At 47.8% G+C, this 25241-nt stretch carries 36 protein-coding genes; 5 read left to right on the top strand and 31 right to left on the bottom strand.

Annotation, left to right across the window (positions count from 1 at the left end; translation table 11 throughout):
- Positions 1 to 83: 83 nt before the first annotated feature.
- The 30 genes from BMY75_RS08670 to ruvC all read right to left on the bottom strand — a co-directional run bounded on the left by BMY75_RS08670 (position 84) and on the right by ruvC (position 19874).
- On the bottom strand, positions 84 to 962 hold the full coding sequence (locus BMY75_RS08670) for a CvpA family protein (protein WP_074832660.1): 879 nt from the start codon (positions 960 to 962) through the stop codon (positions 84 to 86).
- 10 nt (positions 963 to 972) lie between these two features.
- On the bottom strand, positions 973 to 2748 hold the full coding sequence (locus BMY75_RS08665; protein ID WP_242940210.1) for a DUF5711 family protein: 1776 nt from the start codon (positions 2746 to 2748) through the stop codon (positions 973 to 975).
- On the bottom strand, positions 2745 to 3497 hold the full coding sequence (gene truA / locus BMY75_RS08660) for a tRNA pseudouridine(38-40) synthase TruA (protein ID WP_074832654.1): 753 nt from the start codon (positions 3495 to 3497) through the stop codon (positions 2745 to 2747). The genes BMY75_RS08665 and truA overlap by 4 nt, the downstream gene beginning before the upstream one ends.
- A 9-nt stretch (positions 3498 to 3506) precedes the next feature.
- Complete coding sequence (locus BMY75_RS08655; RefSeq protein WP_074832651.1) at positions 3507 to 3800, bottom strand: hypothetical protein; 294 nt, start codon at positions 3798 to 3800, stop codon at positions 3507 to 3509.
- 107 nt (positions 3801 to 3907) lie between these two features.
- Positions 3908 to 4366 (bottom strand): hypothetical protein, encoded by a 459-nt coding sequence (locus BMY75_RS08650; RefSeq protein ID WP_242940209.1) that lies wholly within the window; start codon positions 4364 to 4366, stop codon positions 3908 to 3910.
- Positions 4367 to 4461: 95 nt separating this feature from the next.
- A complete protein-coding gene (locus tag BMY75_RS08645; RefSeq protein ID WP_074832645.1) occupies positions 4462 to 5268 on the bottom strand; it encodes an energy-coupling factor transporter transmembrane component T family protein in 807 nt (268 codons plus the stop codon).
- A gap of 2 nt (positions 5269 to 5270) precedes the next feature.
- Positions 5271 to 6128, bottom strand: coding sequence for an energy-coupling factor transporter ATPase (locus tag BMY75_RS08640; RefSeq protein ID WP_074832642.1), 858 nt, complete (start codon positions 6126 to 6128; stop codon positions 5271 to 5273).
- A 25-nt stretch (positions 6129 to 6153) separates the two neighbouring features.
- On the bottom strand, positions 6154 to 6957 hold the full coding sequence (locus tag BMY75_RS08635; RefSeq protein WP_074832639.1) for a hypothetical protein: 804 nt from the start codon (positions 6955 to 6957) through the stop codon (positions 6154 to 6156).
- A 49-nt stretch (positions 6958 to 7006) separates the two neighbouring features.
- The gene (locus BMY75_RS08630) at positions 7007 to 7741 is read right to left on the bottom strand and encodes a Fic family protein (RefSeq protein ID WP_074832960.1); all 735 of its coding nucleotides are present in this window, start codon (positions 7739 to 7741) and stop codon (positions 7007 to 7009) included.
- An 8-nt stretch (positions 7742 to 7749) separates the two neighbouring features.
- The gene (locus tag BMY75_RS08625; protein WP_074832637.1) at positions 7750 to 8604 is read right to left on the bottom strand and encodes an energy-coupling factor transporter ATPase; all 855 of its coding nucleotides are present in this window, start codon (positions 8602 to 8604) and stop codon (positions 7750 to 7752) included.
- A gap of 144 nt (positions 8605 to 8748) precedes the next feature.
- On the bottom strand, positions 8749 to 8991 hold the full coding sequence (locus BMY75_RS08620) for a hypothetical protein (RefSeq protein ID WP_074832633.1): 243 nt from the start codon (positions 8989 to 8991) through the stop codon (positions 8749 to 8751).
- A gap of 73 nt (positions 8992 to 9064) precedes the next feature.
- On the bottom strand, positions 9065 to 9394 hold the full coding sequence (locus tag BMY75_RS08615; protein WP_074832630.1) for a hypothetical protein: 330 nt from the start codon (positions 9392 to 9394) through the stop codon (positions 9065 to 9067).
- A 278-nt stretch (positions 9395 to 9672) separates the two neighbouring features.
- Positions 9673 to 10536, bottom strand: coding sequence for a class I SAM-dependent methyltransferase (locus tag BMY75_RS08610; protein ID WP_074832627.1), 864 nt, complete (start codon positions 10534 to 10536; stop codon positions 9673 to 9675).
- 24 nt (positions 10537 to 10560) lie between these two features.
- Positions 10561 to 10851 carry a hypothetical protein gene (locus BMY75_RS08605; RefSeq protein ID WP_074832625.1) on the bottom strand — a complete coding sequence of 97 codons (291 nt, stop codon included), beginning with the start codon at positions 10849 to 10851 and terminating at the stop codon, positions 10561 to 10563.
- 32 nt (positions 10852 to 10883) lie between these two features.
- A complete protein-coding gene (locus BMY75_RS08600) occupies positions 10884 to 11315 on the bottom strand; it encodes an HD domain-containing protein (RefSeq protein ID WP_074832624.1) in 432 nt (143 codons plus the stop codon).
- The gene (locus BMY75_RS08595) at positions 11312 to 11779 is read right to left on the bottom strand and encodes a hypothetical protein (RefSeq protein ID WP_074832621.1); all 468 of its coding nucleotides are present in this window, start codon (positions 11777 to 11779) and stop codon (positions 11312 to 11314) included. The genes BMY75_RS08600 and BMY75_RS08595 overlap by 4 nt, the downstream gene beginning before the upstream one ends.
- A 115-nt stretch (positions 11780 to 11894) precedes the next feature.
- The gene (locus BMY75_RS08590) at positions 11895 to 12425 is read right to left on the bottom strand and encodes a hypothetical protein (protein WP_074832618.1); all 531 of its coding nucleotides are present in this window, start codon (positions 12423 to 12425) and stop codon (positions 11895 to 11897) included.
- Between the two features lie 41 nt (positions 12426 to 12466).
- Positions 12467 to 12985 (bottom strand): hypothetical protein, encoded by a 519-nt coding sequence (locus BMY75_RS08585; RefSeq protein ID WP_074832615.1) that lies wholly within the window; start codon positions 12983 to 12985, stop codon positions 12467 to 12469.
- Positions 12982 to 13476, bottom strand: a complete 495-nt coding sequence (locus tag BMY75_RS08580) for an NAD(+) diphosphatase (protein WP_074832613.1) — start codon at positions 13474 to 13476, stop codon at positions 12982 to 12984. Before BMY75_RS08580 ends, BMY75_RS08585 begins: the two co-directional genes overlap by 4 nt.
- Before the next feature lie 4 nt (positions 13477 to 13480).
- Positions 13481 to 13804: a hypothetical protein gene (locus BMY75_RS08575; RefSeq protein ID WP_074832610.1), complete on the bottom strand. Its 324-nt coding sequence runs from the start codon at positions 13802 to 13804 to the stop codon at positions 13481 to 13483.
- Between the two features lie 22 nt (positions 13805 to 13826).
- A complete protein-coding gene (locus tag BMY75_RS08570; RefSeq protein WP_074832608.1) occupies positions 13827 to 14387 on the bottom strand; it encodes a GNAT family N-acetyltransferase in 561 nt (186 codons plus the stop codon).
- 27 nt (positions 14388 to 14414) lie between these two features.
- On the bottom strand, positions 14415 to 15764 hold the full coding sequence (gene glmM / locus BMY75_RS08565; protein ID WP_074832604.1) for a phosphoglucosamine mutase: 1350 nt from the start codon (positions 15762 to 15764) through the stop codon (positions 14415 to 14417).
- An 88-nt stretch (positions 15765 to 15852) separates the two neighbouring features.
- A complete protein-coding gene (locus BMY75_RS08560) occupies positions 15853 to 16215 on the bottom strand; it encodes a hypothetical protein (RefSeq protein WP_074832601.1) in 363 nt (120 codons plus the stop codon).
- Positions 16216 to 16227: 12 nt separating this feature from the next.
- Positions 16228 to 16572, bottom strand: coding sequence for a hypothetical protein (locus BMY75_RS08555; RefSeq protein WP_074832599.1), 345 nt, complete (start codon positions 16570 to 16572; stop codon positions 16228 to 16230).
- A gap of 9 nt (positions 16573 to 16581) precedes the next feature.
- Positions 16582 to 16896 (bottom strand): hypothetical protein, encoded by a 315-nt coding sequence (locus tag BMY75_RS08550; protein ID WP_074832596.1) that lies wholly within the window; start codon positions 16894 to 16896, stop codon positions 16582 to 16584.
- 65 nt (positions 16897 to 16961) lie between these two features.
- Positions 16962 to 17999, bottom strand: coding sequence for a Holliday junction branch migration DNA helicase RuvB (gene ruvB, locus BMY75_RS08545; protein ID WP_074832592.1), 1038 nt, complete (start codon positions 17997 to 17999; stop codon positions 16962 to 16964).
- Positions 18000 to 18014: 15 nt separating this feature from the next.
- Positions 18015 to 18521, bottom strand: coding sequence for a hypothetical protein (locus tag BMY75_RS08540; protein WP_074832589.1), 507 nt, complete (start codon positions 18519 to 18521; stop codon positions 18015 to 18017).
- Between the two features lie 37 nt (positions 18522 to 18558).
- The gene (ruvA, locus tag BMY75_RS08535) at positions 18559 to 19158 is read right to left on the bottom strand and encodes a Holliday junction branch migration protein RuvA (protein ID WP_074832586.1); all 600 of its coding nucleotides are present in this window, start codon (positions 19156 to 19158) and stop codon (positions 18559 to 18561) included.
- Positions 19155 to 19364, bottom strand: a complete 210-nt coding sequence (locus BMY75_RS08530) for a hypothetical protein (RefSeq protein WP_074832583.1) — start codon at positions 19362 to 19364, stop codon at positions 19155 to 19157. The genes ruvA and BMY75_RS08530 overlap by 4 nt, the downstream gene beginning before the upstream one ends.
- Before the next feature lie 9 nt (positions 19365 to 19373).
- Positions 19374 to 19874, bottom strand: a complete 501-nt coding sequence (gene ruvC, locus BMY75_RS08525) for a crossover junction endodeoxyribonuclease RuvC (protein ID WP_431602519.1) — start codon at positions 19872 to 19874, stop codon at positions 19374 to 19376.
- A 1211-nt stretch (positions 19875 to 21085) separates the two neighbouring features.
- On the opposite strand from ruvC, the gene BMY75_RS08520 reads away from it, so the two are divergent.
- Positions 21086 to 22375 (top strand): UDP-N-acetylglucosamine 1-carboxyvinyltransferase, encoded by a 1290-nt coding sequence (locus tag BMY75_RS08520; protein ID WP_074832578.1) that lies wholly within the window; start codon positions 21086 to 21088, stop codon positions 22373 to 22375.
- Positions 22376 to 22453: 78 nt separating this feature from the next.
- On the opposite strand, the gene BMY75_RS08515 is transcribed toward BMY75_RS08520, so the two are convergent.
- Positions 22454 to 22612 (bottom strand): rubredoxin, encoded by a 159-nt coding sequence (locus BMY75_RS08515; protein ID WP_074832575.1) that lies wholly within the window; start codon positions 22610 to 22612, stop codon positions 22454 to 22456.
- Between the two features lie 93 nt (positions 22613 to 22705).
- On the opposite strand from BMY75_RS08515, the gene BMY75_RS08510 reads away from it, so the two are divergent.
- From BMY75_RS08510 to rlmH, 4 genes are read left to right on the top strand one after another with little or no spacing between them, the layout of a single operon-like run.
- A complete protein-coding gene (locus BMY75_RS08510) occupies positions 22706 to 23083 on the top strand; it encodes a hypothetical protein (protein ID WP_074832572.1) in 378 nt (125 codons plus the stop codon).
- Between the two features lie 44 nt (positions 23084 to 23127).
- Complete coding sequence (locus BMY75_RS08505) at positions 23128 to 23946, top strand: Cof-type HAD-IIB family hydrolase (RefSeq protein WP_074832569.1); 819 nt, start codon at positions 23128 to 23130, stop codon at positions 23944 to 23946.
- Positions 23939 to 24724 (top strand): MBL fold metallo-hydrolase, encoded by a 786-nt coding sequence (locus BMY75_RS08500; RefSeq protein WP_074832566.1) that lies wholly within the window; start codon positions 23939 to 23941, stop codon positions 24722 to 24724. The genes BMY75_RS08505 and BMY75_RS08500 overlap by 8 nt, the downstream gene beginning before the upstream one ends.
- Entirely contained in the window at positions 24724 to 25209 is a 486-nt protein-coding gene (rlmH, locus tag BMY75_RS08495) for a 23S rRNA (pseudouridine(1915)-N(3))-methyltransferase RlmH (protein ID WP_074832563.1), read from the top strand. The genes BMY75_RS08500 and rlmH overlap by 1 nt, the downstream gene beginning before the upstream one ends.
- The last annotated feature ends 32 nt before the right edge of the window (positions 25210 to 25241 follow it).

Below are 25241 nucleotides of genomic sequence, written 5' to 3'. Positions count from 1 at the left end.
CGCCCCGCGTGAAGCAAGGCTGCAAATATCCTATTCATTATAACCGCTCTGTACCGAACTTCGTTGAATAAAAGCCCGGTCTGTCAGCCGTGGAAAAAGTCAAAGAAATATCTGAACAGATAAGTCTCCTCAGCTATCCCCGCATTGAATACCGTCAGACTGTCCTTGGTAGCCCGACAGAAAACGCTCAGCGCCCAGGCGATGACTGCACAGTAAAGCAGTCCCTGTATGGTACCCAGCGCCAGCCCCGCAAAACGGTCAGCCGCTTTGACTTCCTTCATCTTGTCCAGTATGCCCGATACCGCCACTATCAGTTTCAGCAGAAGTATCATAACCAGATAGCTTATGACAAATAACAGACAACGTATCACACCTGTCATTATAGGGCTAACAGCCTTTTCAACGATGTAATCCGCCGCGTCCGCCTTGCTCTGGTTAGCTATCCTCGTGACACATTCACGCATATCCTCAGTGGATATCTTTATGCTGTCGCTGAACCTCGAAAGACCGGCTTTCTCCATCTGGCTGCTGATCTTCACGGGCAGTTCGTTATCCAGATAACTGTCTATCTCCTGATTAAGTCCGTCGATATCATCATGCCCGAATCCCTTGCTTTTCATAAGTTCGCTGATATTCTTATCGAGGTCGCCGCCTTTTTCAACGGTCTCCCCTATTTCAGCCTCAGTGAAATGATCACCGTAGCCACGCTCTTTCAGCTTATCCATGACGATCTCTTTAGGGTCGGCATCTTCTATCGCCTTCATCACATGAGCCTTTACCTTGTCCCGCATATACCTGTTGTACACAGGTTCAGCCAGCGCATCGGAAAAAGCCGCAGCCGATACCGTTGCGATAACGGCTGCTATCATACCTATGATGCTCCTGCGGAAACCCTTGGTATAACCCACTATACAGGTCACCACAAGTATCAGGAACACAGATGCATCAAGTATAAAAGCCATGATACTCCTCCTATGTGGCAAAGGATATCTTGTTCACCTCGCGGTAATCGCAGAAGTATACGCTGTCACCGAAGTAAACAAAATCACTGTAATCCGAGCTGCATTCAGCTGTCGCATCAAGATTTCCGAACCTGTCATAACAGTCTATGCTGTTCTCCTTCAGCAGAACTATCTTGCTGCCGCTTATCTTCAGTCTTTCGGGCATTCCGTCGGATTCCTTCACCCTCTTGTCGGGCTGGTCGTTCTCCGTGCTGCTGTCAAATATCAGCAGTTCAGAAGACCTGCGCCGTATGCCGTCCAGCACCACCGCTGCACAGCTGCTGCTCAGCGCAAAATCAGATATCGTGCCCTCGTATTTGTATGTGGTAAGTATCTTTCCCCTGCTGTCAAGCCTGTAGAATGCAGTATCACCTGCCACCCAGATGTCACCGCTTTCGTTTTTCACAGCCTGCAAAGCCAGCACAGGCAGAGATTCGCTCACCATCTCAGGGTCCTCCGAGTCAAATGTCAGATACCTGACCACCGAACTCAGCATACCGCCCTTGTTTGAATACGTTGTAACAAAACAGCCGCTGCCGCTCTCGTCAAATGTAACGCTCAGCACCGACGCACTGCTGGACCACTTGTATATCTCACGGCCGTTGCCGTCATATACCGTCAGTATGCCAGCGTATCTCTCGTCAGAAGTCACTACAGCCACATTATCGTTTGAAGCCAGTTCAGCCATTATCAGCCTGTTCTTCACCGACTTCGTGAACATCTCGCTCTTTCTGCCGACTACCATCAGGGAGCTTCCGCCCTTGTCATAAAGCAGCACCCTCTTATCCGATGTTCTCATAACAGGGTCTGCATAGTTATGGCTGAATGAGTTTACCTCTTCACCGTCAGAATCATAGAATTTCAGCTGATTCTTATCCAGACACAGCAGGTAGCTTCCTGTATTGCTTATGCTGCTCACCGCGCCGTCGTCAAAGCTAAGGGGGAAATTTCCCTTCTTTACTTCGCCGTCGTTGACTATGGTCTCCTTAGGGCGGTACAGCACACTTTCCAGCTTGGGAACCCATTTTCCTCTCGCAAGGTATGCCCCGCCTGCGAACAATGCTACTATCAGCACAGCCGCAATAGTCCTTACGCGCCGCTTTTTCTTCTCGCGTTGTCTTGCATCGCGTATCTCTTCCGGAGTAGGCGCTCTGTGGGCGGGCTTTCTCCTGCGTCTGCGGGGTTCCTCATCCGGTATGCCCCCTGTGCGGGTGTGCTTTATGCTCTTTCTCGCCAGCTCCGCTTCATCTCGCGGCGGAGCAGATCTTTTCCTCTGTGAGGACTGCTTGTGCTTCTTCTTGTGAGGTCTTTCTCTTACCTCTTCCGGCTCGGGGATATGTTCTTCCGCAGGTTCTTCTTCCGCGGGCTCCTCATATTCGTCCTCTAAAAATTCCTGTAAAGGTGCCGCAAAAGATTCCTGTTCGGTTTCTTCTGCATCTTCTTCCACAGATACTTCGGCAGTTTCTTCCGTATCCCCTGCTGATCCTTCCACGGCTTCCTCTGTAGTTTCTTCCACAGCTTCTTCCGCTGTTTCTACAGCTTTATCAGCATTTTCCACGATATCTTCGACAGTGTCGGATACTATCTCCTCAGCCGTTTCTATGGCTTCTCCGCTTTCCTCAGATACACTCTCCACAGGCTTTTCCGTGAAGTCAGAAAGCTCTGCCATCTCATCTATTTCCCTGATGATGTCCTCGGGGCGGCGAGTTCTTCTTCTGCCTTTTCTGTTCTTATTCCTATTGCTCAATCTACCGATACCTCATCATAATAAACTTTGTTCAGGTACAATCCCTGGGGCGGTACTGTCTTGCCTGCTTTCTTCCTGTCCTTTGAATCCAGTATGCGGGGGATAGCGTCAGCGGCTATCTTACCCTCGTTTATGAAAAGCAGAGTTCCCACCATAATCCTGACCATATTGTATAAAAACCCGTTTCCCGCCACGGTGAAGATGACCTTATCACCCTCACGCCTGACATCGAAACGATATATCTTCCTTACTGTTATCTCTTTGTCGCAGGCAGTTGAACAGAATGCCTTGAAATCATGCTCGCCGACAAAATCCTTTGCCGCCTTATCCAGAAGTACTTCATCTATCGGATAAGTGTTCCTGAAAGCAGTATTGCGCATGAAAGGGTCTTTTATCCTGCTGTTATGTACGATATACTCGTACTCCTTGCCTTTGCACATATATCTCGCGTGAAAGCCCTCATCAGCTTCCTCGCAGCCTATGACACTGATATCATCGGGCAGCCATGAATTCAGCCCCAGCTGTATACCCCGACAGTTTATGGGCAGTTCCAGCCCGAAAGAAAGCACATATTCTCTTGCATGGACTCCCGCGTCAGTACGGGAACAGCCCTGCACGACTACCTTTTCTCCCGTCAGCTTCAGGATAGCGTCTTCAACTACCTCCTGCACAGCCAGCGCATTGGACTGTCTCTGCCAGCCGTGATAATTGCTGCCGTCATAAGCCAGCGTCATTTTGAAGTATCTCATATTATAAACTTATATCCCGTCTTTGTCAAGTGTTACTTTGGTTATCTCGTATACGGGGCGTATTATCGTCATATCCTTCTTTTTGCCGTATACCAGAAGCTTTATCCAGTCTTCATCGCAGTCAAGTACCCTGCATTTAAGTTCTTCATATGCAAAATTCAAAGTAACATCCTGTCCTATCAGTGTTTCCAGTATCTTAGACATACCGCTGCCTCCATTCAGTTTGTTTTCAAGTCTGTGTATCTTTCTCTCCAGTATCATTATTTTTTGATCCTGATCCATATCGGTCAAAAAACCGCCCATTACAGACATCTCCTTTCATATGTATACCATTACTCTGCCGTAAAATGCGCATACTTGCCCCACGGTAACTCTCATGAAGCATACCGCACCGCAGAAAACAGCAATTATCAGTCAAAAGGCGTCCTTATACCAGCGCCGTGACCAAGCCTTTCAACCATGTCCTCGTAGCAGTCTTCGCACATGGTGTATATCCAGCCGTCGCCGCGCTGAACACAGGGCTTGCCGCACTCAAGGCACCTCTTGTGGCTGAGTGATGTGTACTTCTCCAGAATGTCATCCATTCCCGGAGTAGTCATGCCCGTGTAGATACGAAGTTCGCCGTACTTTTCCATAACTCCCGTGACACGCCATTCCTTTCTGTCGTGCCTTGTGAAGTTCTTGTATTCTGCCGCCATCTCTGTCAGCATCTCTTTACCGAAAGCTATTCTCCAGCCCTTCGGTATCCTGCCGTACCACGAGAAATCCAGAGTCTTACCCGTAGCACCGTTAGTAGCCTTCGTGAACGGAAGTTTCTTCATAAGTTCCTTCTCGCTCATTCCCAGTTCGGGGAAATAAATATCTTCCATCATTAATTCTCCTCAAACATACTATTGTCTTCCAGAATTTTTGCACATTTTTCTGTAAACCATATCCACAGCATATGTTGATATGCTGAAAACTTCTATTTAGTGATGATATTCACCGCGATGACCCCTGCAAGGAATACCATGCAGTACAGGCTTCCCCAAAGGTCTAGCAGGCTGAGTTTCAATTGCTTCATTCGCGTCCTGCCCTCACCGCCGTGATAGCATCTGCATTCCATAGCCAGCGCAAGTTCCTCGGCATGCCTGAAGCTTGCCACGAACAGCGGTATCAGTATGGGTATCAGTGCCTTGGTCTTCTGTATCAGACCGCCTGTTTCCATATCAGCACCGCGGGCTTTCTGCGCATTGATTATCTTGTCGGTCTCCTCGATGAGCGTGGGTATGAACCTCAGGGCTATCGTCATCATCATAGCCAGTTCATGCACAGGTACCTTTATCTTCTTCAGGGGTCCCAGCAGCTTCTCGATAGCATCGGTAAGCTCTATGGGTGAAGTCGTGTAGGTAAGCAGTGAGCTTCCGCATATCAGACATATTATCCTTATCACCATGAATACCGAAGTATCAACACCGTCGCTTGTAAGCTTTATTATCTTCCATTTCCAGAGCACATCACCTGTGCGTATGAAAAACAGATTCAGCACCGCCGTGAATACTACTATGGGTATTATGGGCTTCAGGCTCTTCCCTATCATTTTAAGCGGTATCCGCGATATTATGAACGTCACCACCGTGAACACTATCCCCACCGAGAGCGCCTGTATGCTCTTAGCCATGAACAGCATAACGATGAATACCGCCGTCAGCAGTATCTTCACCCTGGCGTCCATGCGGTGCAGCACCGATTTACCCGGGAAATACTGTCCAATCGTAATATCCTTTATCAATCCTAAACCCTCTTCCCAAGCCTGTTCAGCAAAAGATCTCTGCCGAAACCGACCGTATATACATCTTCTCCAAGGTCTATCCCTATAGCTTTCAGCCTGTTGAACACCCTTGTCACCTGAGGTACCGCAAGCCCCATAGCTTCCAGTTCCTCAGCACGGTGAAATACCTTCACCGTCTCATCATAGCAGAATAGCTTCGCATCGTTCATCACCAGTATCTTATTCACATTCTTGGCGATATCTTCCATGGAATGTGATACCAGCAGTACCGTGTTGCCTTTCTGCCTGTGGTAATCCTTTATCATGCCCAGTATCTGCTCCCTGCCCTTGGGGTCAAGTCCCGATGCAGGTTCGTCCAGAATCAGCACTTCGGGCTCCATCGCCATAACTCCCGCGATAGCCGCGCGCCTGCGCTGTCCGCCAGAAAGCTCAAATGGAGATTTCTCCAGAGCCTTAGAAGAAAGCCCTACCATCTCAGCGCTTTCTTTGACACGGCGGTTGATCTCGTCCTTGTCCAGCCCCATGTTCTTAGGTCCGAAAGCTATATCCTTAGCCACCGTTTCCTCAAACAGCTGATATTCGGGGTACTGGAAGACCAGCCCCACCTTGAACATCACAGGACGAAGCTTAGCCTTATCGTCCCAGAGCTTTTCGCCGTCTATGTATACCGCACCGCTTGTAGGTTTCAGAAGTCCGTTGAAATGCTGTATCAGCGTGGACTTCCCCGAACCTGTGTGCCCGATTATCCCTGCAAAGTCACCCTTTTCTATCTCAAGGTCAACGTTATCCACCGCCACCTTGCGAAAGGGCGTGCCCTCACCGTAAACATAGGTGAGTTTCTCGGTTTTTATCACTGCCATTTTACTTTCTCCAAACTATAACGCATTATCCTGCGTTCTTCGATATCTCTTTTTTCAGGCTGCAAAATACCACGATGTTCCAGCCCGCCAATAAACTCAGCAGACCGTATATCGTCCCGCGACCCTTGCTTATCGCACCGCTCTTTACAGCACTTCCCGCCGCGGATATACCGAATATCACCGAAAGGATATACAGCACCAGCGCCGCCGCGCCAAGCCCGCTGACTACCATGAACAGTACTCCGTTCACCACAAGAAAATATCCTGTCAGCGGTATCAGTGCGATACCGAAAGTCAGAAGGCAGAATATCAGCAAGATAAACGGATTCAAGACTATCATCATCGTCTGCATAAGCTCGTCCAGATGGGGTAGTGCAAGTATCACCATCAGCGCCAAAGCACCTATCATACCCACAGCCGCCGCTATCCCACGCGATGCCGAAGCCTTAGCCCACCGCGCAGAGTACACATTGTCAGCCTCATAGCCTTCACGGATAACCGCTTTTCTCACCAGTGCCTGAGCCGTGTATATCAGCCCCGCCGCCGACGGTACTGCGCATACTATCATAAGTATTATCTTCGCAACTATCGCCGCCTTGGATGTACTTCCGAATATCTTTACGTACTCGTACTCCTTGCCTTTCAGCCCCGTGACTTTAACGCCCATAGCCGCAAGAAGTCTTGCACCCTCGGCAAAATACAGCCCCGCCACCGCCGCTGTCATAACCATAGCCACTATAGCCGACGATGTCTTATGCAGTTTGAGTTTTCCTGTTTTTCCAAGCACTATCAGCAATACTGCTATTAGTGCAGAACCTGTTACAAGCATTTTTTCGTCCTCGCTAGATCGCTTTTTATTATTTCCTCTTGACTATATCCTAGTATTCAACAAAAGTCCTGTCATATTCTATCCCGAAATGTTCCATCACAGCCTTGGTGTAGTCCTGTGCCGCAAGAAAAACGTTTATCAGCCTTTCATCGCTGTCACCCGTCTGCCACTCTTTCAGCCCCATGCAATAGAACATCTTGTCGTCATCACTTATAAAGAAGGGTATTATATCGTTTTCCAGACATTGCTTGAACATCAGCAGTCTGCCTGTACGACCGTTTCCATCATAGAACGGGTGTATTTTCTCATACATCATGTGGAAACGCGCCACATCATATAAAGTCATCTCAGTGCCGTTCTCCGCAAGAAGTTCCCGCATCTTCATACCAACTTCATCAGGTGAAGCCGTCAGCATACCACCGACCTCGTTTGCTTCCTGCCTGTACTCTCCTATCACGGCATACCTGTCCATAACTCCGCTTTTCAGCCTGCGGTGCAGGTCTTTGATGTACACTTCCGTCAGCGGTTCACCAAGGGTATCCAGTATATGGTCAAAGCACCTGAAATGATTCACTGTCTCGATGATATCATTCACCCTTACAGCATCATTCGCTCCGCTTGTCCCAACTGTCTTTGTTTCGTAGATATACCGCGTTTGGTCATGGGTAAGCCTGCTGCCCTCGATGTGGTTGGAATTGTAAGCAAAATCCACCTGCATCTTGTTGTAGATACCGCCCCTGTGACCCACACGCTTTTCTTCAAGAAGTTTTTCTCTTAATGTCATACCGTCCGTCACTTTCCAAACAGCTCCGCCAGCTTCTTCACACATTCATCTTCATCGATTATTTCTGTGGAGATATCAAACCCTGCTTTCTGTAATTCCCAAGCAAGTTCAGTGACCTGCGGAACGTCCAGACCAAGTTCTTTCATCTTCTCAACCTGTGAGAATATCTTCCGCGGAACATCGTCCATAACAAGCTCGCCGCCGTCGATAACTACCACGCGGTCAGCCTGAGCCGCTTCTTCCATATAGTGGGTTATAAGCACTATCGTCACGCCCTGGGAATTCAAAAGCTTTATGGTCTTCATGACTTCCTCACGACCCTTTGGGTCAAGCATAGCCGTGGGCTCGTCTAGGAGTATGCAGTCGGGGCGCATAGCGATTATACCCGCAATAGCCACTCTCTGCTTCTGTCCGCCGGAAAGCTTGTGAGGCGCGTGCAGACGGTATTCGTACATTCCCACCGTTTTCAGGGCTTCGTCAACTCTCCGCCTTATCTCAGCAGGCTCAACGCCCATGTTCTCCAAAGCGAAAGCTACGTCCTCTTCAACGATAGTTGCAACTATCTGGTTGTCGGGATTCTGGAATACCATTCCCACCCTCTGTCTTATGGGCAGAAGATTGTCCTCGTCCAGCGTGTCCATGCCGTCCACAAATACTCCCCCCGCCTCGGGAAGATTGATAGCGTTGATGCACTTTGCAAGGGTGCTCTTTCCCGAACCGTTGTGACCAAGCACCGCCAGAAATTCACCCTTTTTTATATTCAGCGTGACACCTTTCAGCACCTCTGTCTTAACGGGAGGCTCTTCCAGATCATTTATATATGAAAACCGAAGATCTTTTATCTCGATGAAATTTTCGCTCATAAATATTTTCCTTACTCTTCGTTTTTTTACTTTACCGATGTTCACTGCTTATAAGACTTATCACATCTTATAAGCACTGAACACCTGAATATCGGGCGTACCAGCGGGACACCTCAGCGCCCCGCAAGCCCGCGGATGTTCGCCTTACTTGTCACCCTTTACCTTGTCGATGACCTTGCCTGCAACGTCCTTTACCTTTTCGATGTTCTCTTTGGTTGCTACCTTCTCGATGTTCTCCTTGGTAGCTACCTTCTTGACCTCTTTCTTAACGTCGTCCTTTACCGACTTGGAAACAGGTATCTTGTCAGCTACCGCATCAACAGCCTTGTCAACTGCCTTAGCGATGCCGTCTCCGCCAACTGCCTTTGTGATGTCCTTTACGTCCATTTTTGTGACCTCCTGTTTTTTGATTTATTATGAAAAGCCTAAGCTTTATCATTATCTTTTATGTTTTACGACCTTAATTTTCCGCCTGTGCTTCCATGTCCATGACGTACTCCGTCCATTCCTCGGTCTGCTTGTACGAAACGAGCAGATTGTTAAGATACTCCGTGTTCGTAACCTCGTCATGCACATACATCAGGCAGTTTATGCCCGCATTTGTCAGCTCATCATTTAGGTTAAGAACTTTCTTTATCTCCGCCGCTTTGTAAAGGTCGCCTGAATAGATGTAATCACCATCAGCTATGCGGCGCTTTATCTCGGACATCGAAACGTCCTCATAACCCCGCACTACCTTAGCCACCGTCGCCGTGAACCTGTCAGCCTTTATACCGACCTTATCGCTCATAATATATCACCGTCCCGTATAAACCCGCAATATGTAATTTTTCAGATCAGACATAGGATCGCTATAATAGTACATACAGTAGTTGCGATAAAAAAACTGATCACTTTCTTCTTGTTTTCTTTTTGCGATCTTAATATAATAATATCGCATATAAAAGCAAAAACCAAACACACAATAGCTAAGTATTTCATGCCGCCACCTCAACTCGCCAACAACTCACACACGACATCACGGCAACCCCGCCGCTCTGCCAACAATTATGAATTGTGAATTATGAATTATGAATTCCAAATAGCTGTTGAACCGCAGGGCAGTACACCCTTGGTCGCCTCAACAGGAAGCCCTATCTCGTCCGCGGTCACACTTCCGCCCCGCTGGGTAGTCAGCACATCGTTAAGTATGTATGCCATTACCGACGGCGAAAGTCCTGTGGTGTAACTGTTCAGCAGGAAGAACAAAGGCTTGTCACTGAGTACTCCCGCACAGGTCTTAACAAGATCGTATATGCAGTCCTCCAGCTTCCATACCTCGCCCCCGGGACCTCTGCCGTAGCTAGGGGGATCCATAACGATACCATCGTAGAAATTCCCCCTGCGTATCTCACGCTTTACGAACTTCTCACAGTCATCCACCAGCCAGCGTATGGGCTTGTCACTCAGTCCCGATGCCGCCGCATTGTCACGCGCCCACTGTACCATGCCCTTTGAAGCGTCAACGTGGGAAACACTCGCTCCCGCCGCCGCACAGGCAAGTGTTGCACCGCCTGTATATGCGAACAGGTTCAGCACCTTTACGGGACGTCCTGCGTTCTTTATCTTATCAGCCATAAAGTCCCAGTTTACAGCCTGTTCGGGAAAAAGTCCCGTGTGCTTGAAGCCTGTGGGTCTTATCACGAAGGTCAGGTCTCTGTACTTTATGTTCCAGCTTTCGGGAAGTTTTCTGCGGTACTCCCACTCGCCGCCGCCCTTTGAAGAACGGTGATAAACAGCATCCGCCTTATCCCACATATCTGTGCGCTTAGGGCTTTTCCAGATTATCTGGGGGTCGGGACGGACAAGCACTTTGCCGCCCCAGCTTTCCAGCTTATCGCCGTCAGTGGTGTCAAGTATACGATAATCGTTCCATTTATCTGCAATTCTCATAAATAATTTCCTTTGCTTTATTTTTTAGTCATACCAGGAATATTCCGACGTTATGCTGATCTTATACTTCATATTAGAGCCGTCCCTGATATGTTTCCTTAGCAGGTCATCTATCCTGCCCATACAGTCCTCTTCATTATCCGCCGTAAACCAGTATATATCATTGTCCTCAGTATCATAGGCACAGTCTGTACAGTCAAGGCACAGCCCGGGGATATTCTTTATCAGAAAATCATATGCTTCTTCCGATATTCCAAGCTCACCCTCAACATCAAAAACACCGCAGCCATAATCAAAAAAATGAAGTTTGATCATCTTATCTCCTCAATATCCCGATGCTTTTACTGTCATTCGGTAAGTATCGCTTTAGCCTTTTCGTACTTTTCAAGCCTTGCCCTGTCTTTATCAGTAAGAGGTCTGTCAAATCTTGTGATATCGCTGTTGTGTGTAAGGTCGGCAAGCTTAACTGCCCGCGCTATAGGGTTTTCCTTGATACGCGCCACGTAATCGAGATAGGGTTCGCTGTCATCATGGGTAAGCATCTCCACTGCCCTGACGACATTCTCGCTGATACCCGCTTTCAGCAGGTCATCGGCAGTAACGTCGGTATCTTCGATAACATCGTGAAGAAGCGCCGCTGCACAGCTTTCTTCCGTCACCATCTGTTCGGCAACGTGCCAGGGATGAAATACATAAGGTACACCGCTCTTGTCCATCTGATCTTTGTGAGCCGCATACATTATGCCTATGGCTTTTCTGGTCATATCGGTGTAGATCATAGGCTTTCCTCCGGTATTTTGAAATTCGCCTTGTTCTCGAATATGAACGTTTCTATCCACTCACGCACATCAGCAACAGTCGGGTCTTTATCATCGGGCTGCGGATTTTCGGGAGTGTTCTTTATAAGCGTATACCTTTGTAAATAATCATATGGAGGCGTTACCTCTATACCATGCCACCAATCCATATAGATCGGGAAATCACTCTTCTCCATACTATATTGCATATCCTTACCGTCAGACCTGCGCTTTACTCCAACATAAAAGTGGGTCTCCATTTCTTCCACATCTATATCGAAGTATCTGCTGACATCTTCAAGTTTTTCAAGTTCTTTATAATTCCCATTTTCAAGCTCTGTTTCGTTCTCAGGGATGATATTATCGTTACGCTTTTTCGCCCTGACATACATATATATCTTCGCAGCGATACACGCGATCGTAATATAAATTACCCATTTCGTCATTCTGTTTCATCTCCATTTGCAGTTAAGTACGCGCTTACATTCGGGAACATCTGTCCCCGCAGTTTGACCTATCCCGTCACCTCACCGTAAGCTCAAAACTTGCCGAGTTTTTTCATCATTCATCCATTTTGTAATACTTTCCCAGAATACCCAGCACTTCTTTTCTCTTCTTTTCGGGAATATCGATCTCTATATTTTTTGCGCCCTTTGCCCTGAATATCACCGTATCGCCCTCAAGGGTGTAGCTGTACTTCTTCCTGTCGTATTTCACACCGCCAAGGTAGAAACAGCTTGCACACAGCCTGAATTCGCTGTACTTCAGATACTGCTGTATGGAGAATATAAATATCATTACATAGATCACCAGCGCTATCAAGTAAAAGATGAACTGCTTTCGCGGATCAATGCTACCGTACCCGCTGCCGTATTTTAGCCTTTTCATATTCAGCAGCAGATTCGCACCCGTGATCAGTATCCATACCAGACTATACCAGACTTTACTCAAAAGCCCCGGATCCCTGTGCTTAAAAACTACGCCGCCTGCCATCTTCGCACTTTCCGTGACAGAATACCGCTTCGATGAGGATACTATCATATAGATGATACACACAGGCGCCAGACCAAGCATCAGATATATCATTATCATACTGTCCCGTCACCCCTCTTACCACAGAATTCTCGCATTTTTCACCTGATCCTTACATAAGCCCTGTCAAGTATCCTCAGCACCTCGGGTACCCTTGCGGGCGGTATCTTGACCCGCTTTTCTCTGCCGTGCTTCGGTCTGAATATCGCAACATTCTCCTCAACAGCACAGGTGAACTTCTTCAGGTCGTATTTCACACCGCCAAGGTAAAAACAGTTTGCGCAAAGCCTGAACTCGTCATACCTGTTGAACTGCACCAGAGTGTATAACATATTCACAGCTTCAAGAAGCAGAACCGTACTGTAAAATATCGCCGCTTTGTCGGCTACGAACTCGTCCCATCTGAATATGCTGTTCAGATGAAAGGTAAAAGCAGTAATAAGTATAATGACGGCACCCTGCTTCACACCTTTTAGAAGCTCGGGATCTTTGTGCATGAAAACCACTCCGCCCGCCATCTTAGCACTCTCCGTTACCGTGAACCGCTTTGATGACGATATCACCAGACCGATGAACTCGACGGCCATTATGATTATCAGCAGAAATATCAGCAGTATCACACTATCTCTCCTTTTGCCCTATTGATAAACCTCTGTATTATGCTCCCCTCGCGGACGGTCTTCACCGCTTCGTCAAATGTGAACCACTTAGCTTCAAGCAGTTCCCCCGAGATATCGCAGTCTGCCTTTTTCACCTTCGCCAAAAGTCCCAGCATAAGCTGATCTCTGCCATCGTAAAAAGCACTGTCGATGTACCTGACGCTCTCCGCTGTAAGTCCTGTTTCTTCCAGAACTTCCCTTGCGCCCGCTTCTTCGGGAGTCTCCCCGACTTTCATAAAGCCCGCTACCCCCACATACCTCGATGTGTCGCCGTAGCTCTGCCTTATAAGCAGTACCTCATTGTCCTCGTTCACCACCACGTTCAGCACGCAGGTGGAAAACATATCAAACAAAGGTCTCGCGCAGTCCTCACAGTAGGGTATCTGACCCTCATCGCCTATCTCTTTGAGAATAGTCTTCTTCCCGCAAAAGGGACAGTATTCAAATCTCATGAAATCACCTCATGACCTCTTCGTAATAACTGAGCCATGTCTCGGCATCTATCCCGCCGATATTGCAGATATCAGCCTGTTCCCAGCGTTCTTTAAGCGACCTGCCCTCATATATCTTCGCCGTGAACATTTCCTCCGCCGAAGAATACTCGCAACCGTCGGGGATATCACAGTACCCCACCCAGTAGGGCTTCTCATGCCCGCCTATCCAGCCGAGATAATGCTCCTGCTCTTCGGGGTCATCGTCAAAATAGAAGGTAGTCTCGTCCACATTGTGCCTGTCAGCATTTTTGAATATGCCGAGAAACTTTTCATAGTCAAGCTTCATATATCCACCTCATGAAAGGTACTCACATTATGTACCCCAGGTTTATCCTGACTTCACGCCTGTTTATATCATCATTGGTGTAACAGCAGGTGTCAAAGCCCACAAGTTCAAATCCCTGATGCAGATAGAATCCTATCGCATTGGTGTTGCAGGACTGCGTTTCAAGTATTATGGCTCTCCTGCCCTGCTCCTTTGCCCTTTTCTTGGCTATATCCATGAGCCGCTTTCCTAACCCCTGCCCACGTAGCTCCGCAGTTATCCGCAGCTCCGAAACTATCAGCCTGTTGGACCATTCCTCGGTGCATATCTCTATGCACGCCAGTAACCTGCTGCCGTCCTCGGATAAAACTCCGTAAGCTTCGGCATTTTCCCTGTACTCCTGATAAAGCTTGTCGGGATAATCCCATTCATCGGGAGTGTGGACTATCCTCGGCACAGCAGGCTTTTTCACCAGCCTTACCGTACAGCCCTCGCTGTCAAGAGGTACTATCTCCATATCATAATAGGTATCACTTACTGTACCTATGGGAAGTATGTAATCCTTCCATTTCTCTTTCGGGAGCAGTACTATCTCTCTTTCCATTACGTGTCCCTTTCTTTTGTCCCTGTATTACATCTTTTCTACAAGCTTTGCTATGCTGTTTGCATATTCGGTTATAACAGCCTCGTCCTTGCCCTCTATCATAACTCTTACAAGGGGCTCTGTGCCTGATTCTCTTACAAGTATCCTGCCGTCGCCGCCAAGCTTTTCTTCGTACATCTTTATAGCATCGGTTATCTCGGGAACAGTATCCCACATACCCTTTTTATCGGCAGTTATCTTAACATTCACCAGCACCTGAGGATAGCACTCCATAACAGAAGCCAGCTCGCTTGCCTTCTTGCCTGTCTTAGCCATTATCTGTAAGAACATAGCGCCTGTCATCTCGCCGTCGCCTGTGTTTGCATGGTCGAGTAGTATAATGTGTCCCGACTGCTCACCACCGATGTTGTAGCCGTTCTTCTGCATCTCTTCAAGCACGTATCTGTCACCCACCTTAGTGGTAGCAGTAACTACGCCCTCTTTTTCAGCGAATTTGAAGAATCCCAGATTCGACATTACCGTAACAACACAGCAGTCATGCTTCAGAGTGCCCTCAGCCTTCATGAACTTCGAGAATATAGCCAGCAGCTTGTCGCCGTCGATAAGCTCGCCATTCTCGTCAACTGCCAGACATCTGTCAGCATCGCCGTCAAATGCCAGACCAACATCGCACCCATTCTCCACAACAGCCTTTTTCAGACCTTCCATATGTGTAGAACCGCACTTCTCGTTGATATTAGTGCCGTCGGGCTTGTCGTTGGTCATAACTACTTCCGCGCCAAGTCCCTCGAATATCTTCTGTGCGCAAACGCTTGAAGAACCGTTGGCACAGTCAAGACATACCTTGATGCCCTTGAATTCAACATCAACAGTGCTCTTTACGTGGGCGATATAATCGTTTACAGCATCGCCGCAGACCTTCATTCTGCCCACATTTACGCCCTCGCTGAGATTCTTGTCCATCTCATCAGGAGTATCAAGTATCAGCGACTCTATCTCGTTCTCAACATCGTCGGGAAGCTTGAAGCCCTCACCCGAGAACAGCTTGATGCCGTTGAATTCCACCGAGTTATGTGAAGCGGATATCATAACGCCCGCATCAGCATTGTATTTTTTAACCAGCATAGCCACCGCAGGTGTGGGAACAACGCCCAGCAGTACAGCGTCCGCACCCACCGAGCATATGCCCGCGCAGAGAGCCGCCTCCAGTACATCGCCCGATATACGGGTGTCCTTGCCTATTATTATCTTGGGTCTGTGACCGCAGTCCTTTGCCAGCACCAGAGCCGCCGCTTTACCTATCTGTGTAGCCCTCTCAACGGTAAGCTCCGTTATAGCTACACCTCTCGCTCCGTCTGTACCAAATAATCTGCCCATTTTTCACTTTTCTCCTTATAAATTATTTATTCTTCCAAATATATCATCGGGAATTTGTCCCGCTATTTGCCATTTTTATTATACCGTTTTACCATCCGCCAAGGGATCTGAAAAACTGTACATACCATATAACCACGCCGATGACCGCACCCGTTATCACAGCCAGTACGATATCAGCCGCCAGAAGCTTTCCCGCGCCGATGTCTTTCCTTTTCAGCGAAATTCCCGCAAGCACTCCGCCGATGACCGCCAGTATGAAACTTACTCCCGCCGCTATCAGCGCCACAGCTTTGCCTACCAGCAGTATCCGACCGTAGTTTACAGCATCAACGCCGTTGACACTGTTAGCTGTCATGAACGTTGATATTATTCGCCACAACAGCGGAAAAAGCAACACAGCCCAAGCCGCCCCCGTGACTTTCTTTGCTGCATAGTACAGCTTACCTCTCATATATACCTCTCTTTATACTCCCTGTCCGCCTATGAACATAAGCACTGCCAGCACCGCAAGACCTACAGCAATAAGTAACTCCATAACGCCGAGTATCACAGTTCCGTTTGTGCCCTGCTCTCCGCTTTTCTTAGCATTCGCCGCCATGACCGTACCCACTAGGGACATCACAAAGCAGGGTATAGGTGCCAGAAACAATCCAAACAGCCATACAGCAGATACCACCGAGTAAAGCGTACCTCTGTCCGTTGGCTTTTCAAGCACCATCGAAAGTGCGAAGCAGGCTATCCCGACCACCAGCACCACGATGGGTATAACCACAAGTGCTTTGGCTTTATTTATTTTTGAAGATGCCATATGCTTCACCTAGCAGATAGAAAAACGGAAAGTAGATATAGCATATGCTCCGTAACTGAATAATAAAACATTTATGATTCCAAGAATGATATAAGCGATCATGTTATAATCGCCTTTTATTCTGCCTAAAACAGAAGCTACCAAGCCAAGAACAGACATTACCAGGCAAGGGATCGGCGCAAAAATTACACCTACCAAAAAAAGTATAATACAACTTTTTATAAATTTAACGCATAAAAACAGTAAAAGCAATACGACCGCTGTACCAAAAGGTATCTTCGTAAATACTTTAGCTATGGTTTCTGTTTTATCTTTACCTTTCATATCTTTTCTCTCCAAAAATTATTTGTGAGAAGCAGAACTTTCCCGCCCCGCACCAAAATTATGAATTATAAATGCGTCTGCCCGTTTTTCAGTATACCCAGATGGTCATATGCCAACTGAGTCGCACAGCGCCCGCGGGGGGTCTTTGCTAAAAATCCCAGCTGCATCAGATAAGGCTCGCATACATCTTCCAGAGTGACCGCTTCCTCACCTATCGCCGCCGCAAGAGTTGAAAGTCCCACAGGACCCCCGTTGTACCCCTTGATTATCATTTCAAGCAAACGACGGTCAAGGCTGTCAAGCCCCAGCTTATCGACTTCCATTCTGTTGAGGGCTATCTTCGCGATATCCTGAGTTATGCGCCCGTTGCCGATAACTTCGGCAAAATCGCGGACACGTTTCAGATATCGGTTGGCTATTCGGGGAGTACATCTTGCACGGGCGGCTATCTCGGTAGCGCCGTCTTCATCGCAGGCTACACCAAGTATGGTCGCCGACCTTTTTACAATGTCTGCAAGTTCTTCCACCGAGTACATCTCCATGTGCATCAGCATACCGAAACGGTCTCTCAACGGTGCCGAAAGCTGTCCCGAGCGGGTGGTAGCTCCTATCAGCGTGAACTTGTTAAGCTCTATCCTGATAGACCTTGCCGCAGGTCCCTTGCCCATGATTATATCAAGGGCGTAGTCCTCCATGGCGGGGTAGAGTATCTCTTCCACCTGTCTGGAAAGACGGTGTATCTCATCGATGAACAGCACATCGCCTTTTTCAAGGTTTGTCAGCAGTGCCGCAAGGTCGCCTGGCTTTTCAATGGCAGGACCCGATGTCGTGCGGATATTTACCCCCATCTCGTGGGCTATGATATTCGCAAGGGTGGTCTTGCCAAGACCGGGAGGGCCGTATAACAGCACATGGTCGAGACTGTCACCGCGGCGCTTTGCCGCATCGATATATATTTTCATGTTCTCCTTGACCTTCTCCTGACCGATATACTCGGCAAGGGTGAGAGGTCTCAGGCTTATCTCAAAATCGTCCGTAGTTTCCTGCTCCGTCTCCTTAGGGGAAACAAAGCGCTCATAATCGAACTCGGATTCTTCTATCATCAGTTCACTTCCCTTTTAAACTTTAGGCTGCTTGATATACCTATCTGTCAGAACGCCGATCTTGTAGTAAAGCGAGCTCAGGAAAGCCGGCGCAGCCTTTCCGTTGACAGACTTTTCTTTGCCCGAAGCATCGGTCAGCGTGATCTTATAGTACGTCGTATCAGCTCCATCGACAGTCATGTCGTGATCCGAATATTTACTGTATCCTGCATTCATCATGGAATCATAATCTTCCTGTTCGATCGGGATAGTTCTGTAAGTGTTCCCGTTTTTGACAAGCCCCATCATGGGCTGCTCGTCTTCAAGATAGAACGAATACCCTTTATACTCGCCGTTTTCACTTCCGCTTAATTCAACTGTCACCGCAACAGGAATATCTTTGGACTTCATCATCGTTTCCAGTTTCGGGGAAAATTTAAAGTACAATAACAGCACCAGCAAAATTATACGTATAAGCGTCCAATGTTTTCTGAGAAAGTCCTTTACGACTTCTTTTTGATATTTCTCAAAATTTTCGTCCATGCTTTCACTCTCCAAAAGCCTATGCTTTATGAATTGTTCAGAACCTCGCAAGTCTTACAAGGGCGGTCTTTATCAGGTCTTCAACAGAAGCATCAGGTTCAGCCCCCGAAAGCGCCTGTACCGCTTCGCCCTCGGAGTATCCCAGAACTACCAGCGCGGTAACAGCTTCGTCAATAGCGCCGCCCTGTGGTATGGCTGATGCGATGGTCTCTCCGCCGCGGACGGATATGGTGTTCTCCTTGGCTATCTTGTCTTTCAGTTCAAGAACTATCCTCTGTGCAGTTTTAGCGCCTATGCCCTTGCTTTTCGTTAGGGACTTGAAGTCCCCCGTAGCGACCGTCAGCGCAAACTGTGAAGGCGTATTCGATGAAAGTATGGAAAGCGCCGCCTTGGGTCCTACCCCCGAAACGGTTATCAGCATTTTAAAACAGCGCAGTTCCTCCTGGGTCGAAAAACCAAAAAGATCTACGTCATTTTCCCTGACCGCAAGGTAGGTGTACAGCGTGACTTCGCTCTCCCCCGCTATCTTTTGCAGGGTGTAGAAAGTCGTCTTGCAGGCATAGCCCACTCCGCCGCATTCCACCACGGCAAGTTCGCTTTCGGTATGTATAAGTTTTCCTCTTACGGAATATATCATTTCTCTTCTCCTTGGATATTTTTGGTAAACTGTGATCTGCTGCCGTCCCACAGGCATTTTTCGCATCTGCCGTTTTTGAAAACGTGTTCGCAGTTCTCATAGCCGTACAGGATATGTGAACACTCGGGACACAGCCCTTTCATCTTCGATGCCGAGAGCAGGAATTCGCTTCCGCACTCGTCGCATATGCCGCGTTGTTTTTCCATGACAGCACCTCACTTTGCCGCTTTATCGAATTTCTCCATGACCTTTCTGGTATTCAGAGAAAGACCGTGGGTTATGGCTATCGCCATGGCATCGGCGGCATCGTCGGGCTTGATTATCTGTGCAAGATGCAGCATTGAGCGCACCATCTCCTGCACCTGTTTTTTCTCGGCATATCCGTACCCGACTATGGAGCTTTTCACCTGAAGAGGTGTATACTCGTACACGGGAAGATTCTGCATAACAGCAGGCAGAAGCGTAACTCCCCTTGCCTGTGCAACATCGATGCCCGTGGTGATGTTAGTGTTGAAGAACAGCTTTTCCACCGCCACTTCATCGGGGCGGTAATGCTCGATAAGCCCCTGCATATCAAGGTAGATGACTCTCAGGCGTTTGAGGAACTCCATATCTGAGGGGGTCTTGATGGTTCCTGCCTTTATGGGAGTGAAGTGCCCGTGGCTGTATTCAACCACGCCATAGCCGACTATACCATAGCCGGGGTCGATGCCCATAATCCTCAAAATGCTTCCTCCTCGCCGTAAAAGGGTACAATTCTTCATATTAACAATTAATTATAGCATACTTTTATAATAATTGCAAGTGCGAGGGCGCTTAATAATGGGCGAAAAGGGCTTGATTTATTGGTTATTCTGATGTTTTGGGCTTGTGGGGGTCTGGGAGTTGTATTGCTTTTGGGTGCATACCTCCGCGAAGATCATCAAGTCTCTGCCACTATACAGTATAACACGCCGCTTCATATGCCGTGGTCATAGTCAGGGCTGCCTGCCATCGTGCGCATAAAGGCAAATCTTTTGATACTCGTTTTTGGTGAACGCATCCCGTGAGTTCTTTTTTGGGAATTGACCTTTCACTATCAGTGTTTTTGGTGCAAAAGTTGTACGTTTTTGTACAACTCTTGCAGAAATATGTCCGGGTTAAATTTAAAAACAGTTGTTTGCACATGATATGGTATGGGACATTGTACAAAAGATACAATTTATTGGCACATCGAGGCTCTTGCAAAAACATCCGTTCGAAATCAGTCGCATATCAAAAATTGTTGTTTGGATGTTGACCTAAAAAAACTTTATCTTGCAAATATTCGGGATCCTCATTTTGTAATTATTTTTACAAATTATAATTTTATTTCATGGCCGATAATGTTGTAAAATCACGCCAGCGGCGCATGGAGAAAAGATCAGTGAAAACAGTGTCGTCAAATTGCTGTACGGATTTACGGACTAAAATCAGGGAATTAATTTGTACTTAAATTTACATAAAATCGCGCTGTTTGGGGCTGATGTCCATTCAATCGTACTTGTTTTCAGCAAAAATAATTGTTTTTATATATTGATAGATAGCTGAAAAATTCATATTTATAGGGATATTTTGTGTAATTTACAAAAATTTTCTCGAATTTTCAAAAAAAGGGTTCACCACCTATTGATTTTTTGAGAATTGTGTGGTACAATAATAGGGTCTAAAAAGCTTAAGTTAATTTTAAGCTTTGTCTGAACGGCATCACCTCTCACAGTAGAGCACGGGCGTTTTACTTTATCAAAGACGCACGCCGCTCCAAATCGTGCTGTCGGTAAGGACTTAGTATTGATTTTTTTAGTCGGCAATATGTCGGCATTCGCGTTATTGCGCTATTAAAAAAATTGCAGGAGTCGGCGGGCGGCAAGAGATATACAATCTACCGGCTCTCAAGGAGTGTATTGTTTTGGAGAAGTTCTTTATCAGGGGAGGTCATCCCCTTAAAGGCACAGTGTACATCAGTGGTGCTAAAAATGCCGCAGTTGCACTGGTCGCCGCTACTATTTTATGCGATGAACCCTGTACGCTTGAAAACGTTCCCGCTATAAGCGATATCACTAAATGTCTTGATATCCTCAAAAGCATGGGCGCTGTTGTAAGGATGGAAAAAGAGGGTGTCATTTATATCGACACCAGCACCATCACCACAACGAAAGTCCCCTACAAGCTGGCGGAAACAATGAGAGCGTCCAGTTATTTTCTGGGCACATTGTTGGGAAGATTCCACGAGGCTTTTGTTCCCATGCCCGGCGGATGCTATCTGGGCGACAGACCCATAGACCAGCATCTTAAAGCCTTCAAGGCTCTCGGCGCTACCGATGAGGTCGTCAGAGGAGCTAACTATGTCAAGGCTGACAAGCTTGTGGGCAACCAGATCTACTTTGATTTTGTTACCGTTGGCGCTACGATGAACGCTATCTTTGCGGCTGTTAAGGCTAAGGGTCAGACCATCATCGAGAATGCGGCTAAGGAGCCTCACATAGTCGATGTGGCTAATTTCCTTAACTCCATGGGTGCTGATATCAGAGGTGCAGGCACCGACGTCATCAAGATCAGGGGTGTTGACTATCTGCACGGCACAACTTACGCTACTATCCCCGACCAGATCGAAGCAGGCACTTACATGGTGGCTGCTGCCGCTACAAAGGGCGATGTTGTCATTGCCAATGTTATACCCAAGCATCTTGAATCCATCACCGCAAAGCTGCGCAAGTGTGGCGTTTGCGTCGAGGAGAACGACGAGAGCGTTCATGTCTGGGTAGACTCTCCTCTTATGAATACAACTGTAAAAACTCAGCCTCACCCCGGCTTCCCTACCGATATGCAGCCTCAGTTCTCAACTCTGCTGACTATGGCACAGGGTACCAGCAAGGTGACTGAGGAGATCTTCAACAACAGATTCAGATACGTTGCCGAACTGCGCAAGATGGGTGCTGATGTATCCGTCGAGGGCGGAAAAGTGGCGATAATACAGGGTGTTCCCACATTGAAGGGTGCTCCTGTACAGGCTACCGACCTCAGAGCGGGTGCCGCACTGGTTATCGCAGGTCTGGCGGCTGACGGTCTGACAGAGATCGACAATATACATTACATCGAGCGCGGTTACGAGCACATCGACGAAAAGCTTCGCGAACTTGGTGCTGATATCACCCGCGTTATCGTGCCCGATAATGAGCACGTTGAAATGAGCAGCTGATAAAAACAAGTCCCTCCGCCTTGCGGCAGAGGGGCTTTATTGATGTTATCAGGCTTGGACAAATTATCCGCGGGGATATTAACCCTCAGGGCTGAAATTGTCCTTACCTACGCCGCACAGAGGACATACGAAATCATCGGGTACAGCGTCCCACTCAGTACCTGCGGGTACTCCGTTATCGGGTGCGCCCTCAGCGGGGTCATAGATATAGCCGCAAATGTTACATACGTATTTCATAGAAATACCTCCTTAATAAAATTTTTATAAGTATAACATAAATTATCAGAAATTGCAAGAGGTTTCAAATAAAAATTTACAGCAGGTGATGAGATGTTCGATCATAAAAATATTGACGGGATAGAAATACTGAAAGAAAAAATACCATCTGAGCTTCAATACTGGCATTTTTTCGGAAACATTGAAGAGATGCATTATTGTTCCCGGGCGATAGACGAGTTTTACTGCGATTACACCAACACTATCACAATGCTGCTGACCAACTCTGACAAGCGATACAGAATAGAACTGAACCTTTACAACATTCGTGGCGATCTGCATTTCGATATGGCTAACGGCTTTTTTAGCGGATTCACGATAGATGAATTTTCAACTTCGGCGAGCGATAACCATTTTCATCTGTATTCCTGCGAGCAAGATATCGGGTTCGACCTGTATTGTGAGAAGATCCGTGCTGTGCTGAAAGAATAGCAATAAATCGAATAAAAATCACCCGAAAAAGAAAGGAGAAAACCATGCATCTGTTCATTTCCGACCTTGACGGTACTCTGCTGGATAAAAATGCCGAGCTGCCTGCCGAGACAACAGCCGATCTCAACGAACTTATCTCAGAGGGTATGGCATTTACCGTGGCAACAGCCCGCAGTCCCGCTTCTGTGGGCATAATTCTCAAAGACCTTGACCTCAGACTTCCGCTGATACTTATGAACGGCGTACTGATATTCGACCCTGTTAAAAAGGATTTCGATGTGATAAACAAGCTTAGCGATACCGCTGTAGCAAAGGTACTGAAACTCCGCCTTGAACTGAACCTTGCGCCCTTCATGTACCGTATGCAGGATAATGTTATGACCACCGCTTATGACAATCTTATCAACAATACCATGCATGAGTTTTATGAGGAAAGAGTGCAGAGGTACGGCAAGAATTTCTGTCATACGGACAGGCTTGAAAACCTCGCAGATGACGTGATATACTTCTGCTTCATCGACTGCCGCGAAAAGCTTCAGCCGATGTACGACGCACTAAAAGACGACAGCGATATAAAGCTTGCATACTACCCCGATATTTACGGCGAAGAGTGGTATCTGGAAGTTTTCAGCGCAAATGCCTCAAAGGAGGCAGGAGTGAGGTATCTCCGTGAAAAGCTGGGCTGTACTAAGATAACGGCTTTCGGCGACAACCTCAATGACCTGCCAATGTTCGATGCGGCAGACGAAAAAATAGCCGTCGGCAACGCTGCACCTCAGCTGAAAACAGCGGCTGACAAGATAATAGGCGCCAACACCGAGAACGGTGTGGCAAAATATCTCAAGGAGGTTTTCAATGGCTAGGATGTACCCCCTCTTCTCATCGAGCAGCGGAAACTGCACTTACATAGGGAACGAAAAGGCAGGCATACTCGTGGATGCGGGAGTAAGCTGCAAAAAGATATGCACGGCTCTCGGCAACGCGGGTATAGATACCTCTGCTGTTCGGGCGGTGCTTGTCACACACACTCACACCGACCATATCGCGGGGCTGAAAGTTCTGACAAAGAAGCTGAAAGTGCCTGTTTACTCCCTTGCGGGGAATCTTGAACTTCTTGCGGCGAACGACAAGGTCTGCGAGGGGTGCAAAATGGAAGAGCTTTGCGAAGACACGGCGGATATCGGTGGTTTCGGGGTCACGGCTTTCAGGACACCTCATGATACTCCCGTAAGCTGCGGTTACAGGATAACTGTTCCCGGCGGGGCTGACTGCGCTGTCTGCACCGACCTCGGTACTGTGACGGATGATATTCACGAACAGCTGGCGAAGTGCAGGCTGGTACTTCTGGAATCGAATTACGACCCGAAGATGCTGAGGTACGGTCCCTATCCCCCCGATTTACAGGCGAGGATAGCTTCGGAGCGGGGGCATCTTTCAAACGGCGACTGCGGCAGAGAACTTGTACGTCTGGTCAAGGCGGGAGTTTACAGCTTTGTGCTGGGGCACATAAGTCAGCACAACAACACGCCTGCTTTGGCGGAAAACAGCGCTGTTAAGGCGCTTTGCGGCTATGTGCGGGGAGAGGATTATCTTCTGGCGGCGGCAAAGCCCGAGGGCACAGGAAGGGCGGTGGTCTTTTAATGCTGAGAGTGAATCTTATAACTGTGGGCAAGCTGAAAGAAAAGTACTGGCGTGACGCGGCGGCTGAGTACGTGAAGCGTCTGGGGGCTTTCTGCAAGATAGAGATAGTGGAGCTGAATGAGTATCGGCTTTCCGATGAGCCGTCAGCCAAGGAGATAGAGGCGGCACTGGAAAGCGAGGCGGCTTCCATGGAGAAGTACCTGAATGCCAACGGCGCGTATAACATCGCAATGTGTATCGAGGGCAAACAGCTGACCAGCGAAGAGCTTTCTTTGGCTATGACAGACTGCGGCACCCGCGGATATTCAACGCTGAACTTCATCATCGGCTCGTCCTTTGGCATAGCTCCATCGGTAAAGCAGAGAGCGGACATGAAGCTTTCCATGTCGAAGATGACATTCCCCCATCAGCTGGCGCGGATACTTCTGCTGGAACAGGTATACAGGGGTTTTCAGATAGCCAAGGGCTCGAAATACCACAAATGAATTCATAGCAATAAAAGCGCAGCGTTATTGCG

This window comes from Hominimerdicola alba, from assembly GCF_900109655.1.
Taxonomy (GTDB): Bacteria; Bacillota; Clostridia; order Oscillospirales; family Ruminococcaceae; genus Hominimerdicola; species Hominimerdicola alba_B.
Note: the sequence above shows the minus strand (reverse complement) of the source record. Positions and strands in the feature narration are given on the sequence as shown.